We start from the raw sequence: 15,551 nt of genomic DNA, 5'->3' as shown, positions 1-15,551 counted from the left end.
GAGAATATCAATGCAAAACGTTTTCTTGCCCTTGAACTTATTTCGGGTGAGCATTTAGATCAAGACATCGACAAAGGACTCGCTATGCTTACAGAGTGTGCTGACAGCGGAGATACTTGTGCCTGTTACAAGCTCGGCAAGATATATTTCAAGGGCGAGATCGTATTGCAGGACTTGGATAAAGCCGAGAAATACTTGCTTTTAGCTGAGGATAACGAATTCACACAGTATGCACTTGGCAAGCTTTATCTGCAAAAAGAAAAGTATGATGTTCAAAAAGCTGTTGACTACTTTGAAAAATCCGCAGATAAGAATATGTGGTCAAGCTATCAGCTCGGCAGGCTTTATCTTTTCGGAGCAGATGAACTTGAAAAGGATAAGGAAAAGGCTGTGGAGTGGCTCACAAAGTCCGCACATGATGGTAATGAGTACGTTCAGAATATGCTTAACAATATTGATGATTTTGAAAATATGCTGCTTAGAAATACTGTTATGGGATTGTTTGTGAATTTAAGTCGCTGTATTGAGGATAATTATTCGCAGAAGCAGTGTTCTTTAAAAATACAAACTGATAGAAAGCTCAGAAAAATGATACAAAAGAGAAAGTCAGGAATTGGCATCAGAGAAGAACAAAATATGACTAACTAAGAAATATCTTAAAAGCTATATTCAAAGAAAAGATAGGTTTTCTCCCATATGTTGTGTAAATCTCCAAAGTAGTGTATAATAAAAGAGCTGAGACCCACCGAAAAAAAGTCTGTAAAAACGCAGTCAACTATGGTAAAATATAAATAACACAGGAGGCTGATTTTTTATGGCAAGAAGAAAAAGAGAACCAATGAGCGAGGGGAAGAAGAATATCATCGCAGAGCTGATCGAGGAGTATGATATCCGATATCACAGACCGCCTTCTTCCGCAGATAGAGGACTGGCAGAAACGTCCTCTGGGCGAGGTTTATCTCATTGTATTTATTGATGCTGTACATTTTTCTGTACGAGAAAACGGACAGATAAAAAACTTGCAGCATATGTAATCCTTGCAGTAAGTTTGACAGGTCACAAGGAAGTTTTATCCATACATATCGGAGAAAACGAAAGTGCAAAATATTGGCTTGGAGTCCTGAATGAGCTGAAAAATCGCGGCGTAAAGGATGTCCTCGTGATATGTGCCGATGGTCTTTCGGGTATGAAAGAAGCCGTAAATACGGCATTTCCACAGACAGAATTACAGCGTTGTATCGTTCATCAAGTAAGAAACACGCTGAAATATGTTGGTGCAAAAAACAAGAAAGAATTTTCCAACGATTTGAAAACCATTTATCACGCACCGTCTGAGGACGCTGCGCTTGAACAGCTTGAGCGTGTGACGGAGAAGTGGGAGAAAGATTATCCAAACGCCATGAAGAGCTGGTACAAAAACTGGGATGTGATCTCACCGATCTTCAAGTTTTCCGCTGATGTGAGAAAGGTCATTTACACCACCATTGCGATCGAAAGCCTTAACAGCGGCTATCGTCGTCTGAACAAGCAGAGAAGCGTATTTCCGAGCGATACGGCGCTCCTGAAGGTACTGTATCTTGCAACGCATGAAATAGCGAAAAAATGGACTATACCGCTGAGAAACTGGGGCATAGTTCTTGGCGAGCTGGAGATCATGTATCTCGACAGGCTAAGCTGAGCCGGCACAGTCAGTCTGCTTCCATTCCGCTACGCTCCATTCCAGCAGACTGACTGTTGAAGAACCTTGACAAATTACGGTATTTATTGTATACTGTAAAAAAATGAGCGGCTGTTTTTCAAGCCGCTCCACAATATCGTTTTTTATCACTGTTGTTGAATTTACAGAGATTTTTTCGCAGGGCCAGAGCTGCAGCTTATTTGGAAAAATCAGCCCAAAATTTCTTCGGACATGGAGAATAAAATCATCTCAATGTTACGCAAAAGGTGTGTCAACTGCTGACATTGAAGAGCATATCCGCAATATTTAGGTCTGAGCGTGTCAGAAAGAACTTATGGCTGATTTAAAATGTGTTTATCCCGCTGTTGATGTGCCTTCTGCGCATGATGCCATTGACGAATTTGCATCAATATGGGACAAGAAGTATCCAAAGATTTCAAAGTCATGGTATGAAAATCGGGCGAATCTAAGCACTTACTTCAAGTTTCTGCAGGAACTGAGAAAGCTGACTTACACTACCAATGCGATTGAGGGAATTAACAGTAAGCTGCGAAAGGTCACCAAAACAAAGTCGTTATTTCCAACCGATGAGAGACTGTTCAAAATGCTGTATCTTGCACAGAATACTTTTATGAAAATATGCAGATAAGACCGACGGTGGTTTCGACGATCTCATCAAATAGATTTGCTCTTTAATTTTGATATGCCATTCCGCAGCTATACAGAATTTAGAATCAGGTCATTTTTTGTCAAACTTGTATATAACACAATCTTAAAGTTTTGCATTTTTACAATGATAATATGTTCCGATTGCCCGGTCATCATATTCGTCAGTATATTTCAAGGTCGGCAAATCGCAGATGTAATAGTCCGCAAGTGAATTGTTGTGTATGGTAAGCTTTATGCCGTAATCGGTTTTGTATGCCGACTCTATAATTACAGTTTCCTCAGCCGCCTGGTACATTCTTTTCAGATATTTTTCCGAGTGCATATAATTATATATCAGCACAACCAAAATCACAGCCGCCCCAAGCAGTGCAGAATAAATTATCACGTTCTTTCCATACTTTTTGAAAAAATATTTCGCACCTGTTGACTTGCAGACTTTTTCTGTAATCCGCTCCCGTTCGGCAGCTGTCAGCCTGTAGGCATGTATTTTTTTTGACTTTATAAATCCCATTTGGTTTGCCTTTGAAATCATATATTGGTATGCCGCAGCTCTGCCTTTCAGTTTCCCGAAAATCACAGCCTTGCGAAGCAAAATGCACATTCTGTCCAACGCCTGCGGTCTGTCGCTGTCACTTTCCATAAGGCTTGAAAACAGCTCGTTTCCACCGTAATCAAGAAACTGCAAAAGGTTTTCACGCTTGTCCATTCTTATCACCCGACTTTGCAAGTACGTCTTCAAGCTTTGCTCCGAATTTTTCGTAAACCGTGTATGCAAGACTTTCAATAGGCGGCTTTGCGGCTTTCATCTTGTACATACGCTTGCCCTCACTGTCTGTGCAGGATACCAGACTTCCCACCTTTGTGGGATAGTTTTTGTTGTTTATCCGCTGAATTTCATTGTAAAGTTCTGTTAGATGAGTGACATAAAATCCCCTTACCCCCACTGCCGCTATAATTTCAAGATGAATTTTTGCAATGTTTAAGCACTCAACTGGCGTGGTTGACTGAATGGATTCGTTGAGAATAACAAGACTTCTGTCGGTCATATATTCGCAGATTTTTTTCAGCTCCTTGATTTCCGTGGTAAATCGGCTTGAATTTATTCCGACAGCTTCTTCCTTTGGAAAATGGGTGAATATGTAATCGGCAGGGGAAATCTCTGCACTTTCCGCAGGAACGTACAATCCCATTTGTGCCATTAAATGACATACTCCCACCGCTCTTGCGAAAGTGGTTTTTCCGCCGTTGTTTGCTCCCGTCACCATATAAAACCGTGCGTAATCTGACATATCAATATCGTTTGCAACAATTTTTTCGGTCAGAATTTCCTGCGGATTTTGCGTAACAAGCTGCCTGTAGAAGTTGAGGTCAAAGACGTTTTTCAGCCTTGTAACACGCTTCTCAGAGGGGAGAAATTTCGGTCGGCACATTTTCATTCCCCTTGCCCTAACACTTGATATAAACTGTGCCGCTCCGCCATAGAAGTCAAGCTGTGATTCCAGCTCCGAAAGGTCTGAAAAAACCGAGGAACGATAGCTTTTAAGTGCTGCGGCAATCCGCAGGGCGAACTCCTTTGTGTATTTGCTCAGTTCACGGAAAAGGGCAGTGTCTATATCAATAGGAGTGTGCCTTGTTGCCGAGTTGAAATGCTCCTCGCCAATAAACTGCTCTCTGCCTGCAAAACTTTTGAACACAAGCTTTTCAAGAATATTTCCCTTGGGATAAATTTTGTCATATCCGATTTCAAGCAGTCCTGCACTGTCGGGATTCATAGCCGAATCAAAATTAACACCGATTTTTACGCTCCGTATGGTTTTTGAAAAGGTATCTTTCAGCTGTGAAATGCTGTATGCTATTTCGAAAATGTTCTCGCTTTTTGGCAGTTTTTCAAAAAACTGTGCAAGCCTTTTTACCGCTACCGACTTAATTGCGTGATTATACTTTGCAAAGAACCTGTTGATGTTTTCAATGCAGCCGAGAAATTCTTCAAGGCTGTCCATATGGGTCTTAATCTGCATAAACGAGTTGACACAATCAACATCTGAAAAGTCAATTCTGTTTCCTGCGAGTTCATTTATCAGCTGTCGAAATCTTCCGTTAAGTTCGGGGACATTCATAAAGTCCTCAAGACAATCCAGCCTGTAATCAAGGGTTTCAATGTCATCTGTAAACTCTTTCATTTTAGATGTTGCGACAGCAAAATTCATAGGTGCAATAAGTTTTGCTATGTTATCCGTTTCAAGATTGACCATAAAATCCTGCGGATAATTTTCATATTTTTTCTGCCGCTTTTTTGCATACTCCTCAGCCTCCGCCGACGGATAGAACAGATCTACATAATCGGTAATTTTCATTGTTTTCACTCCACAATTTATTTTGCTGTAACAATATTCCCGTCACTAATCTCAATAACCCTGCCGCATTGCTCCGCAATCTTCGGGTCGTGGGTAACTATAACAACCGTCCTGCCCTGTTTGTTCAGGGACTTGAAAAGCTCCATAATCTCAGCGGAAGTCTTTGTGTCCAGCGCTCCCGTCGGTTCGTCCGCCAAAATCATTGACGGTTCATTGACTATCGCTCTGGCAATTGCCACACGCTGCTTCTGTCCGCCCGAAAGTTTGCTGCATAGCTTTTTGGCAAGCTCCTCAATGCCTACCGATTTCAGTGCCGCAAGGGCTTTTTCTTTCTTGTCACTGACTTTCTTTTTGGAAAAATTCAGCGGTATCATCACGTTTTCCAGTGCCGTGAAATCCTCAACCAGTGCAAAATCCTGCATAACCATCCCGATTTTCTCGTTTCTGATTTTTGCATACTGACTTTCGGAAAGGTCTTTCACAAGCACATCATCAATGTAGTATTCGCCCTCCTGATAGTTGTCAATGCAGGCTAAAATATGCAGAAGCGTTGATTTTCCTGCACCCGATTTTCCGATAATCGCAATAAGCTCACCGTCCCGAATTTCTGCCGAAACACCGTGGAGAGCCTTGAATTCGTTGGCTTTCTTTGAATTATATATTTTTACTATGTTATTAAGTTTTACCATTACTATTCCTCCGATAATATTATTGCTTTTTTCAAAGCCTTTGGTGTGAGGATAATGCAGGAAATGATACAGGATACCAAGATATATACAGCACACACAATCAGGCAAATGGTGATCTGTTTCCAGCCCAATGTAATTACTGTTTTGCTGAACAATCCTGCCTTGTAGAAAATCAACGATCCTGCTATTGAAATTATCAAAGACACAATGCAAATCAGCCCATTGTAAATTACATTGATTGTAAGCAACTGTTTTCTTTTTGCACCACCCAAATACAGTATGGCTTCGTTTCTCATATTATTTTTGCAGTTAATCGCATTAACGCTCACTGACGCAATCAGTACAAGCAGGTATATTGCACACATTATTGGCATCAATGTGTACAACTCTCTATAAACAATGGTCTGACTGTTGTTGTTCAACTGAGAAAACTGTATCGCAAATGATAATACAGAAAGATTCTCGTTGATATATTTTCTGTTGTAAAGCTTTTCATCATCGGAAATATTCCGGTTGTACTTTATAAAAAGGGAGTCTGACATTACTGAATCCAAATCGGTTTTATTCCACTCCTTATCTGTAAAAAACAATACAGGTTCATTATATACAATGCTGTCCGCTGAATACCCAAGAGATTCGAGTTTCAAAGCAATCTCCTCGTTTGTAAAGCCTTTGTTTTTAAGCTGGTCATTCAGACAGTTGAAATGTGTAGAAAGCATTAACTGATAGGATGGTTCATTTGATTCATATTCCGAGTTTGCTCCAAGGTATTTTTCATTATCACCAATTACACCGATTATTCTGACCTTCAACGTTCCATTTTCAGTTTCAAATTCAGCAATATCATTAACATTATAGCCTTGATAATTTCGGGTAATTACAGCCTGCGGTATATCATCGGATTGCTTGGAATCAGTTATCCACGAACCTTTTTCTATTGTCGGGCGAAAAAGATTTGCAGAATAATCATCATATACAAGTGCATATGCGGTCTTAACCTCGTTAGTTTGTGTATCAACGCCTGTTTGCAGGGACGCAAAGTTTACAGACGAGATAAAATCAACATCTTTCAGCTGAGTTTTGATTTCATCTGTGTTTTCCAAAAGTCCGCCATTTTCATTATCTTTCAAAAAATATCCACCACAATACAATCCCTCGCCATTAAGCAGCGGTTTGACAGCCTCATATGAGGAAGCCTTTTCGTCTATTATCGATGTCATAATTATTCCGATAACAAAAACAGCAATCAGCTGGAGGCTTATTAAAACATTGATAAACGAGTGCTTTTTCAGGAATATACCGATAACCCTGCCGTATAACTTAATTCTCATTTCAATCCCTCCTTAATTTTTTTGCCGAGATTATGATGAAGCAAAAACAGATTAAGAAGATACGATATTGCAGAGTAAATCAAAATTATTTCTGCGTAAACATATGGATTATATGCAGCTTTCATAAGCGGAAATTTAGCTGAAAGTACAGTAAGAATAAATTTATCATAGCACAAAGCTGAAATAATGCTTACAGGAAGCATAATAAGAATAATCTCATTTGCGGTTGATATGCTCAGATTTGAGGTTAACCCTCCGCAGATACGCATAATGGTCAGTTGTCTTGTTCTGCTGATAATGATGTAATTATACAGAATGGAAATGTTCAATGCCGAAAGAATGGCAATGATTACCGAAATCAGTACAACTGTTATGTAGTAGGAAGTGTTTGATGCCAAGTCGAATGCCGGTTCATAAAGAGTGATTTTATCTTTGAAAAATTCGCTGATATATGCGGTAAAATCATCATATTCAGATTTAGTGATTTTATTGTTGAGTGCAAGATAAACCCCGTCGTTCATAATTGTATCGTCGGGGACTGAGCTGAACGGAACATAGATACTGTAAAAAAAATAGCTGCTGTTAGCAGGGTTTATTGTGCCGATAACATCATAGCTCTGACCGAATGCTGTAACCGAATTTGTATATTCGGGTGCTGAAGTCGGCTGATTTACATTTCCGCTGCCCATTACAACAGCCTTTTTTTCTCCGTTTGAATATTGCTCCTGCGTGAAAAAACTGCCGTCCTTAATTACAAGGTCATCAATCATTGGCTGAAATACTTTATCGGAATATTCAAATTTTCCTTCAGAATACTGAAGATAGAATGCGACAGGTATTTCCTCATCAATTCCGCTTACATGCGTGGACGAAAAACAGGTAATATATGAAACATCACCCATAAGCTTATTCGGCATATTCTTCACAAACTCACAAAAATTTTTTTTTGTAATAATGTCATTTATGGAAAAACCGACAGCATAGCTGTCAATTTCGCCGTCCTCAATATTTTTGCTGTACTGATAGTACAATCCAACACCGAAAAACAAAACCCCGAATGAAACAAACATAGAAATCACAAGTAGAACCAGCATACCGGTATGATTTTTCATCATATTTCTAAGATTTTTCAGCGTGTACATTCTTTCCTCCTTCAAACCCATTAAGGCAATACATTATCTGATGTTATTCAGATAATGCATTGCCTTTGTAAAATGTTCAATTGATTTTTATTAAAATTTCTTTAATGCATATTTAATTCGGAGCAAAGCCCGATGTAAGCGTAGCTTTTCATCGGCTGCGACGAAGCAAGCTTGCCGCAGGAGCTTTAGCTCCTCAGGGTTATATATTAGTAATCAGACTGAATATCCTTAAAAACTCTATTATCTTTCATGACTAGAGTTCTGGCAGAATACTTATAACTAGTATTACGGTTATGGGTTGTTGTTGCTTTCAAAAGCTGACCTTTGGACAGCGTACCTTTTTTCCATCCAGAAGGAGTATAAGAACCGATTTTTGCTGCAGAAGTCTTGTAATAAAGGGTTGACTGTACAGAGTAATTTGTTTTTGTAGTTGAAAGATTCGTTACCGTTCCCACTGAATCTGTCTCGCTTGGAGTATAAGACGTATATGCAAGTATAATTCGATAACTATCCTCATATGATGCTTGATACGCACTAGCACCTATAGCACTCATAGAAGCCATTATCATAACAGCAGCACCCATAGCCGCAATTTTCTTCTTAAGTTTCATATTGAAAACCTCCTTGAAATTTTTTATTGCTTTCATCATAAGACAAACGCAATACTCCCGACCTAAAGTCTGTATTCTAAAAAAACCATCTTTAAGCAAAGTAAAAGACAATTTCTATACTTGCTATGACAAGTATTACAGTACTTTGAAAACCTTTGAATCAATCTTCTTCCTGCACAAAATGATTAATTCAGCTCAAAACTATACTAGTGTAGATCGTAATAGTCGAATATGCCAATCTTTTGAATTGTGTTTTTTGATGCTTATCTCTTGTAGATGTTCTTTGGCTCTTTAGTCTGATATCCACCGTATGCCGAAGCTGCTCCACAAGCCAAAATTGCTGTATGTTTTGCAATCTTCTGAATCATTTCAGCTAGTAGTTTTTTTAAACTTTTCACATTAATCACTTCCTCTCTCTTTAATCTTTGCTGCAATCATGAGCAAGGCAATTAAAAAAGTTGTTAATATAATCATTGTACCTAGATAACTTCTCGAAAGAAACAATCCGGTACAATTAATTATTAAAGTTATAACTATCCCTATTATTTTAAGCTTTATTCTTTTCGAATCATCAATTGGTTTATTCTTATTCTCTATAGGACCCAAGATAGAAACTATCAGTTCAGTAACACAGATTAAAACAATAATAATCAATAGGGAGAATTTATTAGAAAATATACTATTGGCTAAAGCGGTTAATATGAATGTAGTACACATCAATAGATTGCACCTAAAGTATGTGTCGGCATGATAGCCTCCGGTGAATGATCTGATAAGTATAAATAGTGTAAGAAAAACAATACTTTCGATTATATGATGAATAAGGATACCTGCTATTACAACAAGAACTATGTTAAGTAACGATGAAATACTTATTTCTATTCCATATCTATAAAAGTCTTGTACATCTGATTCATCACTGATTACATCTTGTTCCGTAATAAAATTAACAATCTGAGATACCAAGTAATTCATAATTTTCACCTTGCTTTTTTTGAATTTTACAATATAAAATATCTTTCGTCAAGCGTTTTGGCATATTGTGCAGTTTTCAGGCACAAAAAAATAACTCGGCATAAGCCGAGCTATCATATGAGTTAAGTTTCTAAGATTATAGAGCAGCAGAAAGCATTGTCAATTTCATAGTAATCATATCTTCCACTGTATTTATTTACTATGTCCCTAATAATAGAAGTGCCAAGTCCATGGTTTATGATATCTTTCTTTGTGGTTTTTAATTTTGGATTTTCGCTAATAACAGACTTATCTAGAGAATTTTTCACTATAAATGTATAAATGTTGTTTTCTTTACTGATTTCCAAATAGATAAACTTGTTTAAATCTGGCGGCATAGCTTCACAGGCTGTGATCGCATTTTCCAAAGTATTGCTCAATAAGTCACATAGATCAAGCTCATTGATACCTACAAAGTCATTTACCGTAATACATGACACCTTTATTCCTAAAGTTGATGCAGTAGACAATTTAGAGTTGATTATTGCATTTGCAACTGGATTATTGGTTTGAACAAATGTCATTGTAGCTTTAACAATGCCGTTGGATTGTTCAATAAATTCCAAAGCATCTTCGGTTTTGCCACTTGTGAGCAATTCATAAACGGTGGTAAGTTGATCCTTTATATCGTGCCTTATTTTTCTGATCAGCTCGTATTGAGTCTCCGCATTATTAACATACTGTTCCATATACTGTTCTTTTACGGATAGTACCTTCATATTCTTTATCTGAGCATTCTTGAAGAAGAGTGAATAAATAACGTAAAACATTAGGAAATTCAGTATAATGATAACCAGGTATGATAAATTGATGTATATTCTTTGCGTATCATCCGCATTGAGTGAAAGTACATGGAGAAGTGATACTAGAATAAAGGAAGATATTAATACTGTGATAATCGGAGACCAATCTGATATTGTATAACTGTCAGAGAATTTGAACAGCTTGATTATAATTTTCAAGGAGATCCAAAGAGAAATCTGGATTACAATCAAAGTCATGAATCTTACGCTATTATCATTTGTAATCAAGTCCTTGACGCTTATTCTATTTAGAGATGATAATAAATTAAGTTCAACAGAAGTGATAAGCAGCAGAATAATATTGGGAATGATCGTTGATAGTAGTTTTTTAATAATACTGTCGTTAAAGGCAATAATGGCATATACCAACAATATAACTAAATATAAAGTACTTGTAAATCCCTCATATAAAGTGATGTGATTTAACAGGGTTATGGTTGTTCCAAATATGATACTAAAAATCGAAAGAAATGTTTTTGCCTGTTTGAGAGATTTAGGATTTAGAAATCTATACACAAACCATGTCATAATAAAGCCCTGATAATAATTAATCACAAGCTCAAAGCATTTCCATAGCAAGTTCTTCATTTTGTCTTCCTCAAATACTGTGTTAATTTCTCATCAACAGTTTGTTTGTAGTTTTTACTCATATTTAATCTAAAGCCTTGCTTAAAAATTATCTCGTCTTTATTTCTATCTATATTAAAAATGTGACGAAGATTAACTAGAAAACTCTTGTGTATCCGAGCAAAATCATATTGAGAAAAATGAATCTCCAATTCACCAATATTACCTCTGATCTTTATCGGTTCGTTATGTTCTGAATGATAGATAACATAATGTTTACTGCTCTCAATATAATAAATGCTCTTTATTTGCAGCGGAACTCTTCCGACTTCTTTATTTTCCAAAATAATAATTGTGTTTTGCTTCATTTCATTGAAGAGCTGATTAACCACACTATGTAGTTTTTCTGTGAAAAAAGAATCATTGCTTTTGGTTATAAAATTCAGTGGTCGGAAATAAAGACTATCATAAACCAGTTCAGGATGATTGGTAACAAAAATTATGTAACAGTCGTTTGAACTTGAAATCTTAGCCGCTAATTGAAATCCGTCGAGCTCCGGCATATCAATATCGAGAAAAATCACATCAAATGGCTTTATTAAGTGGTGCTGGAACATTAATTCGCTTGAAACATAGGTCTCTAACTCAATATCTTCATTATTCTGCCTTGTAAATTCAGATTTTACAGCTTGTGACATTTTATTAACAAATACGTTATTATCATCACATATTGCCACTCTGAGCATATGTATTTCCTCCTTAAAATGTAGTATAAATCACAACAATTGTATTTGTGATATAATTTTACGACAAAATTCGCTGATTTTTATAAATAATACAGATTTATGACTTTGGACTATATTTATACTATAATAAAAGTGTTGGAACCGGAAAGAGAGGCGGAGCATATATTATGAAAAAGCAAGTAAAAAGTTCAAATGTTTTTGGCGAAAAGCAAAAACGCATTATAGCTAAAACATTGATCAATCTGCGAGAGCTAAACTTTCTAACACAAACAGATATAGCAAAACATCTTCATCTTTCTCCTAGCACGATTTCTCACTATGAAAAAGGATTAACTGTCCCACCTACAGAAGTTGTGTATCGACTTGCCGACTTTTATAACGTTACTACAGATTATATTCTCGGCAAAAGTGCAAGCAGGACAAATCTTAATGACACTTATGCAATAAAGCTAACAAATAAAATGACTATAGGCGACGCTGTAGAAATAATGGCAAAGATGGACAACGCAGAACGTGAGCATTTAGCGTATTTCATTGAGGTTATAGGAAAGTCAAAAAAATAATTCAATTTAGAACTCTGAATTTGTATCAGGGTTCTTTTTTATTTTACCATAATAAAACAACAAGGTCAAGCATATTATGTTAGTTTTCTGATCTTTGCATTTCGTGCTAAACATCTTCACCTTATGCCAATTTTGTTGACATCGATAATGTAAAACGTATAATTAAATAAGACTCATGCATCATATGAAATTTAATAAGGAGAATTTTTATGACTATAAATGCTTGGAGAGCTTCAAATGTAAAAAATTTTGATCAATATACTGAATTGTACGATTTTGCAGGTGTTTCTGTTTTTAAAATCGTAGTTCAGTAAAGAACACAAAACATGACTGACAAACTCAGATTCGGTCAGTTCATATCCGAGAAACGAATACAACACTCTATGACCAAGCAAGAACTCGCAAGACAGATTGGGATATCTACAGCATATCTCAGTCAACTTGAAAGCGGAGCAAGAAGCAATCCAACTATTGAAGTGCTTGACCGAATGATTAATAAATTGCACTTGGACGAAGCGGAAACACATAAAATATATGATCTCTATGCAGCATCAAATGATACAATTAGTCCGGACATTATTACATATCTAAAGAGCAATAATATTGTAACAAAAGCGATTCGTAAAGCACAGGAAAATAGTGCAACAGAAAAAGATTGGCTTGATTTCATAGACCAACTTCAAAAATGAACAAATAATTTTGCGGTTTATGCCGCAAATTTATTTAGCATCAGTTTAGCTTACCAGCTAAACGTCGGAGGATTGATAGATTGACAATAGATAATATACATCATATACGCTGCCCAATATGTGGTGGCAGACTTTTTGATGTAATAACAGGAAAAGGCGAGAATAGTTATTTCGGTACAAACTTTGCAGTTATGATCAAGTGTTGGAAATGCCGAGAAACAATAACGTTAAAACCATTAAATAATATTAATTACTTAGTACAAGCATCACACGTTTGTTTAAAATCGGAGTAGAAGCCTGACAAGTAGCTTTTAAAGCTAGTGTCGGTTTCTATTTTTTTATTTTTGTTAACTCCATTTTTGCTTTAAGAGCAGAAATGGAGTTTTTTTATGCCCATTTTTAAATACTGGCAGCAATACATAGCCAAATATCCATAAGCCTTCGTTTTGATTCAGAACAAGAAAATCAAAACGGAGGAATAAAAAATGAGCAAAAACATAGTAAGTGTTTATGACACCATAACCAAAAGATACGTTGAAATTGAAGTAAGCGAAAAGATCCGCACATATTACAATAGAACCCAATGGAATATTGATGACAACAATAAATCGTTCTATAAGCACGAGATCCAGTTCTCTGCATTGAAAGGAAACATTAACGGAGAACTTGAAAACTTTCAGGAGTTCCGAACAGAAAATGACGACGTCGAAAGAAGAGTGATACAGAATATTAAATTTGAAAAGCTGTATAGTTGTCTGAATGAACTTTCTGATGATGAACGAAGGTTGATCTTTGCAATATATTTTGAAAATAAGACGGAAAACGAGGTCGCTTGTTTTCTACATACCACTCAGCAAAACATTAACAAAAAGAAACGTAGGATTTTGTGCAAGCTTAACAAACTTTTGAAATCACAATAAAAAACGGTTGTTAAATACCAGACTTCTACCCCTATACAAGTGTAAGGAGAATAAAAGCTCCAAGTAACTTGACAATAGAATATCAACTCTGCAAGTACGTTGATCACACGGCCGGTATGAAATCTCGGCAGCCAAAGAAACCATACGCCAAGACTCCGAAAGGATGAGCGATAAATATGACGTTTCAAAATTCGGAACAGCTTTCCGAAAAGGCGATGAAACGTGTGAGGATAATGATACTTCCCAGTAGGGGCTAAAATAGCGGGTGAAATGCCCATGAGACCGATAAGCTGTCGGTCGCTTGCAGAGTTCCGCCGTGACGGATATCGAGGATAAATATCACGGAAAATCGTCTGAAATTTACGAATCAGACGAAGGCAAAACGAATATAAGGCGGTTTGCACACTTTTGCAGACCGCCTGTTACATATAAATTAACAAAGGTCAGGAGGCTGATATATGAGCGAAAAAGTTAAGCCTGAAAAATCAGATTTTCAGTACGAATATAATAAATTGGGAGTATATATTCCTGCTCCTACAATCAGATTATCGAAAAAACATTTATGCTGCGGCTGTGTGTGGTATGTCAGAGATACAAATGTGCTGTTCTGTCCGTTTCATAGCTGTATAAGGAATAAGAAAGTTTTTGAAACTCTAAAGAAAAAGGTGAAGGAAAATGCTGATCAAACGAGGTGATATCTTTTACGCAGACCTTGATCCCGTTGTCGGTTCGGAACAAGGAGGTATACGGCCTGTGCTGATAGTGCAGAATAATGTGGGAAACAAGTACAGCCCCACCCTCGTGGTTCTTCCGCTGTCCACAGCCCAAAAGAATCATCTTCCCACGCATATCCATATCAAGGGTTCAAAAGCATTGCCCAAAGATTCGATCGTTCTTGCAGAGCAGATACGGACCATAGACAGATATCGTCTGAAAAATTATGTGGGTTCGGTTGATCTTGAACTTATGGAAAAAGTAGAAAAAGCGATGAAAATAAGCATAGGAGTGGATTTTGATGACTAAGTTCGGACAGGCAGAGTATAACGACTTTATGGCAAGGATATTCGCAGATAAGCTTGATAAACTTCTTAAAGAAAGCGAAAAGCATAATTACATCAACAGAAATACAGAAGATATATACAAAGAATTTGCGTCATCAAAAGACGCAGCTTAAGGAGAAATTGAAATGTTAGGATTTATTATCGGATTAATCATAGGCGGTACAGTCGGCGTATTTGCAATGGCTTTGTGCATAACCGCAGGACAAGCCGACAAACGTGAAAACTGCACAGATTCGGATAAGTAATTTTATCAAGTATAGTGATACCATTCCATAAAGATTTGTGGTATCATTGTTGGTAAAACGGAGGTGAGAAAATGACAACGGTAACGATAATACAGCCGACAATATCAGAAGAACAAAACCATAAGCTCCGCTGTGCGGCATACTGCCGTGTGTCATCAAACAGCGAAGATCAGCTTAATTCCTTTATGGCTCAGACAAGATATTACGAGAAAGCTTTCGAAAAGTCTGACAGAGAACAGCTTGTTGACATATATGCAGATGAGGGAATAACAGGTACTCGTGAGGACAAGCGTGATGAGTTTCAGCGAATGATAAGCGACTGTCGGAAAGGTAAGATAGACAGGATATACACAAAGTCTATCAGCCGATTTGCCCGAAACACTAAGGATTGTCTGAAAAATATAAGGGAGCTTAAAAGCCTTGGAATAACAGTATTCTTTGAGAAAGAAAACATTGATACCGCAAAACT

At 37.0% G+C, this 15,551-nt stretch carries 20 protein-coding genes and 1 pseudogene; 11 read left to right on the top strand and 10 right to left on the bottom strand.

Going from position 1 to position 15,551, the window contains the following annotated elements; translation table 11 throughout:
• The 3 genes and pseudogenes from AB5123_RS12455 to AB5123_RS12445 all read left to right on the top strand — a co-directional run.
• Positions 1-648 (top strand): tetratricopeptide repeat protein (locus AB5123_RS12455; RefSeq protein ID WP_368364897.1); only part of this gene is annotated, 648 nt, incomplete at its 5' end.
• Positions 649-884: 236 nt separating this feature from the next.
• A pseudogene (locus AB5123_RS12450) lies at positions 885-1,678 on the top strand (IS256 family transposase); the annotation flags it as partial.
• Positions 1,679-2,012: 334 nt separating this feature from the next.
• Positions 2,013-2,327, top strand: a complete 315-nt coding sequence (locus AB5123_RS12445) for a transposase (RefSeq protein ID WP_038670460.1) — start codon at positions 2,013-2,015, stop codon at positions 2,325-2,327.
• A 123-nt stretch (positions 2,328-2,450) separates the two neighbouring features.
• Here the strand turns inward: AB5123_RS12445 and AB5123_RS12440 are convergent, their stop codons facing one another.
• From AB5123_RS12440 to AB5123_RS12395, 10 genes are all read right to left on the bottom strand, one after another.
• Complete coding sequence (locus AB5123_RS12440; RefSeq protein ID WP_038670458.1) at positions 2,451-3,053, bottom strand: hypothetical protein; 603 nt, start codon at positions 3,051-3,053, stop codon at positions 2,451-2,453.
• On the bottom strand, positions 3,040-4,701 hold the full coding sequence (locus AB5123_RS12435; RefSeq protein WP_022287140.1) for a mismatch repair ATPase (MutS family): 1,662 nt from the start codon (positions 4,699-4,701) through the stop codon (positions 3,040-3,042). The genes AB5123_RS12440 and AB5123_RS12435 overlap by 14 nt, the downstream gene beginning before the upstream one ends.
• 17 nt (positions 4,702-4,718) lie before the next feature.
• The gene (locus tag AB5123_RS12430) at positions 4,719-5,390 is read right to left on the bottom strand and encodes an ABC transporter ATP-binding protein (protein WP_038670449.1); all 672 of its coding nucleotides are present in this window, start codon (positions 5,388-5,390) and stop codon (positions 4,719-4,721) included.
• A gap of 2 nt (positions 5,391-5,392) precedes the next feature.
• Positions 5,393-6,520 carry an ABC transporter permease gene (locus AB5123_RS12425; RefSeq protein WP_368364896.1) on the bottom strand — a complete coding sequence of 376 codons (1,128 nt, stop codon included), beginning with the start codon at positions 6,518-6,520 and terminating at the stop codon, positions 5,393-5,395.
• A 197-nt stretch (positions 6,521-6,717) separates the two neighbouring features.
• A complete protein-coding gene (locus tag AB5123_RS12420; RefSeq protein ID WP_302833701.1) occupies positions 6,718-7,863 on the bottom strand; it encodes a hypothetical protein in 1,146 nt (381 codons plus the stop codon).
• A gap of 206 nt (positions 7,864-8,069) precedes the next feature.
• Complete coding sequence (locus AB5123_RS12415; protein WP_038670445.1) at positions 8,070-8,474, bottom strand: hypothetical protein; 405 nt, start codon at positions 8,472-8,474, stop codon at positions 8,070-8,072.
• Between the two features lie 263 nt (positions 8,475-8,737).
• Positions 8,738-8,872 carry a hypothetical protein gene (locus AB5123_RS12410; RefSeq protein WP_260647650.1) on the bottom strand — a complete coding sequence of 45 codons (135 nt, stop codon included), beginning with the start codon at positions 8,870-8,872 and terminating at the stop codon, positions 8,738-8,740.
• Between the two features lies 1 nt (position 8,873).
• On the bottom strand, positions 8,874-9,449 hold the full coding sequence (locus tag AB5123_RS12405) for an accessory gene regulator B family protein (RefSeq protein WP_038670443.1): 576 nt from the start codon (positions 9,447-9,449) through the stop codon (positions 8,874-8,876).
• 122 nt (positions 9,450-9,571) lie between these two features.
• Positions 9,572-10,879, bottom strand: coding sequence for a sensor histidine kinase (locus AB5123_RS12400; RefSeq protein WP_022287134.1), 1,308 nt, complete (start codon positions 10,877-10,879; stop codon positions 9,572-9,574).
• The gene (locus AB5123_RS12395) at positions 10,876-11,604 is read right to left on the bottom strand and encodes a LytTR family DNA-binding domain-containing protein (RefSeq protein WP_022287133.1); all 729 of its coding nucleotides are present in this window, start codon (positions 11,602-11,604) and stop codon (positions 10,876-10,878) included. Before AB5123_RS12395 ends, AB5123_RS12400 begins: the two co-directional genes overlap by 4 nt.
• Positions 11,605-11,771: 167 nt before the next feature.
• On the opposite strand from AB5123_RS12395, the gene AB5123_RS12390 reads away from it, so the two are divergent.
• The 8 genes from AB5123_RS12390 to AB5123_RS12355 all read left to right on the top strand — a co-directional run.
• A complete protein-coding gene (locus tag AB5123_RS12390; protein WP_022287132.1) occupies positions 11,772-12,167 on the top strand; it encodes a helix-turn-helix domain-containing protein in 396 nt (131 codons plus the stop codon).
• A 326-nt stretch (positions 12,168-12,493) separates the two neighbouring features.
• Positions 12,494-12,856, top strand: coding sequence for a helix-turn-helix domain-containing protein (locus tag AB5123_RS12385; protein WP_022287130.1), 363 nt, complete (start codon positions 12,494-12,496; stop codon positions 12,854-12,856).
• Between the two features lie 485 nt (positions 12,857-13,341).
• On the top strand, positions 13,342-13,776 hold the full coding sequence (locus AB5123_RS12380; RefSeq protein ID WP_117859636.1) for a sigma factor-like helix-turn-helix DNA-binding protein: 435 nt from the start codon (positions 13,342-13,344) through the stop codon (positions 13,774-13,776).
• A gap of 458 nt (positions 13,777-14,234) precedes the next feature.
• A complete protein-coding gene (locus AB5123_RS12375; protein WP_117859635.1) occupies positions 14,235-14,471 on the top strand; it encodes a hypothetical protein in 237 nt (78 codons plus the stop codon).
• On the top strand, positions 14,452-14,799 hold the full coding sequence (locus tag AB5123_RS12370; RefSeq protein WP_038670434.1) for a type II toxin-antitoxin system PemK/MazF family toxin: 348 nt from the start codon (positions 14,452-14,454) through the stop codon (positions 14,797-14,799). The genes AB5123_RS12375 and AB5123_RS12370 overlap by 20 nt, the downstream gene beginning before the upstream one ends.
• Positions 14,792-14,950: a hypothetical protein gene (locus AB5123_RS12365; RefSeq protein WP_158455032.1), complete on the top strand. Its 159-nt coding sequence runs from the start codon at positions 14,792-14,794 to the stop codon at positions 14,948-14,950. Before AB5123_RS12370 ends, AB5123_RS12365 begins: the two co-directional genes overlap by 8 nt.
• Positions 14,951-14,962: 12 nt before the next feature.
• The gene (locus AB5123_RS12360; RefSeq protein ID WP_081855899.1) at positions 14,963-15,082 is read left to right on the top strand and encodes a DUF3789 domain-containing protein; all 120 of its coding nucleotides are present in this window, start codon (positions 14,963-14,965) and stop codon (positions 15,080-15,082) included.
• A gap of 71 nt (positions 15,083-15,153) precedes the next feature.
• The coding region (locus tag AB5123_RS12355; protein WP_368364895.1) for a recombinase family protein at positions 15,154-15,551 on the top strand (398 nt) is incomplete at its 3' end.

Origin of the sequence: Ruminococcus sp. RTP21204st1_B2_RTP21204_210225 (assembly GCF_040914135.1) — a bacterium.
Lineage (GTDB): Bacteria > Bacillota > Clostridia > Oscillospirales > Ruminococcaceae > Hominimerdicola > Hominimerdicola aceti.
Note: the sequence above shows the minus strand (reverse complement) of the source record. Positions and strands in the feature narration are given on the sequence as shown.

Bases quoted from the DNA above. Each gene is read 5' to 3' on its own strand.
- AB5123_RS12445 (WP_038670460.1), top strand. From the start codon at position 2,013: ATGGCTGATTTAAAATGTGTTTATCCCGCTGTTGATGTGCCTTCTGCG.
- AB5123_RS12440 (WP_038670458.1), bottom strand. From the start codon at position 3,053: ATGGACAAGCGTGAAAACCTTTTGCAGTTTCTTGATTACGGTGGAAAC.
- AB5123_RS12435 (WP_022287140.1), bottom strand. From the start codon at position 4,701: ATGAAAATTACCGATTATGTAGATCTGTTCTATCCGTCGGCGGAGGCT.
- AB5123_RS12430 (WP_038670449.1), bottom strand. From the start codon at position 5,390: ATGGTAAAACTTAATAACATAGTAAAAATATATAATTCAAAGAAAGCC.
- AB5123_RS12420 (WP_302833701.1), bottom strand. From the start codon at position 7,863: ATGTACACGCTGAAAAATCTTAGAAATATGATGAAAAATCATACCGGT.
- AB5123_RS12415 (WP_038670445.1), bottom strand. From the start codon at position 8,474: ATGAAACTTAAGAAGAAAATTGCGGCTATGGGTGCTGCTGTTATGATA.
- AB5123_RS12405 (WP_038670443.1), bottom strand. From the start codon at position 9,449: ATGAATTACTTGGTATCTCAGATTGTTAATTTTATTACGGAACAAGAT.
- AB5123_RS12400 (WP_022287134.1), bottom strand. From the start codon at position 10,879: ATGAAGAACTTGCTATGGAAATGCTTTGAGCTTGTGATTAATTATTAT.
- AB5123_RS12395 (WP_022287133.1), bottom strand. From the start codon at position 11,604: ATGCTCAGAGTGGCAATATGTGATGATAATAACGTATTTGTTAATAAA.
- AB5123_RS12390 (WP_022287132.1), top strand. From the start codon at position 11,772: ATGAAAAAGCAAGTAAAAAGTTCAAATGTTTTTGGCGAAAAGCAAAAA.
- AB5123_RS12385 (WP_022287130.1), top strand. From the start codon at position 12,494: ATGACTGACAAACTCAGATTCGGTCAGTTCATATCCGAGAAACGAATA.
- AB5123_RS12380 (WP_117859636.1), top strand. From the start codon at position 13,342: ATGAGCAAAAACATAGTAAGTGTTTATGACACCATAACCAAAAGATAC.
- AB5123_RS12375 (WP_117859635.1), top strand. From the start codon at position 14,235: ATGAGCGAAAAAGTTAAGCCTGAAAAATCAGATTTTCAGTACGAATAT.
- AB5123_RS12370 (WP_038670434.1), top strand. From the start codon at position 14,452: ATGCTGATCAAACGAGGTGATATCTTTTACGCAGACCTTGATCCCGTT.
- AB5123_RS12365 (WP_158455032.1), top strand. From the start codon at position 14,792: ATGACTAAGTTCGGACAGGCAGAGTATAACGACTTTATGGCAAGGATA.
- AB5123_RS12360 (WP_081855899.1), top strand. From the start codon at position 14,963: ATGTTAGGATTTATTATCGGATTAATCATAGGCGGTACAGTCGGCGTA.